Annotated in this window: 1 protein-coding gene; it reads left to right on the top strand. The window is 50.2% G+C overall.

Annotated elements, in window-relative coordinates; translation table 11 throughout:
- The first annotated feature begins 153 nt into the window (after positions 1-153).
- The gene (locus G3446_RS27055; protein WP_164456736.1) at positions 154-576 is read left to right on the top strand and encodes a hypothetical protein; all 423 of its coding nucleotides are present in this window, start codon (positions 154-156) and stop codon (positions 574-576) included.
- The last annotated feature ends 276 nt before the right edge of the window (positions 577-852 follow it).

Raw genomic sequence — 852 nt, 5'->3', positions numbered from 1 at the left:
GGCATGCCCGCATCCGCGCGGTTGGCGGCGTCGTGCCAGGATCGGATTAGTCCAACAGACATTTATCCATCGGGCGCGCCAGCGTCGGAGCGAGACCACGCTCACAGCCATGCGCCCGATGGATAAATGCTTAATAGTTAGCTGACAAGGGGAATGAAAATCAGTAAATATCGCAAATCAGAAGACTGGTCCTTAAGTGAAGAACGTCAGTTCTTCGAAAATCTTTATAGCCAGAGATTCAATTTTTTCATCGTTGTCTATTCTGTGGTGGTGGCGGGCGTAATATCCGCAAAGGAATTTGAGGAAAAAGTTTTTGTTTTAACTACAGGCGCTTTTTTGGTGTTTGTTGTTGGCTTGTCCCTTTATAGGGCGTGTCACAAGCTTCTAATAATTCTAACTTTACTTCATCGCACGAAACAGCATCCAGTGCGCAAAGTAGGGCGGATCGCTAGAAGATACAATTGGCCATTATCGATTTCTGTAAATCATCTCACTGGCGTGTATCTTCCCATTGCGTCCTTTTTTTTCCTTCTGGCTTGGCTATTTGCTGTGATTATGAAAGGGGCAAATGGATAACTCAGCTAACAAGGCAAATGCAGCCGACCCCAAAAGCGCGCGCCAAGCTAACGGTGTATTTCATGCTTCGGTGCAGGCGCGCTTTTGGGTCGCCTGATTTGCGACGTTGAACTAATCCGCTCCGCGGGGCTTTGCAGCAGCTCCTCACTCACCCGCGCCTGACAGCGCTTCCACGCCTCGTCGTCCACACTCGCCATGACCCAATCGGGGTCGTTGCCAGAGGACCGGACGATGACAGCGTTGCGTCAACGCATGATCGTGGCCATGCAGATGCAT

This window comes from Thiorhodococcus minor, assembly GCF_010820565.1.
In the GTDB taxonomy this organism is placed as follows: Bacteria; Pseudomonadota; Gammaproteobacteria; order Chromatiales; family Chromatiaceae; genus Thiorhodococcus; species Thiorhodococcus minor.
Note: the sequence above shows the minus strand (reverse complement) of the source record. Positions and strands in the feature narration are given on the sequence as shown.

Bases quoted from the DNA above. Each gene is read 5' to 3' on its own strand.
- G3446_RS27055 (WP_164456736.1), top strand. From the start codon at position 154: ATGAAAATCAGTAAATATCGCAAATCAGAAGACTGGTCCTTAAGTGAA.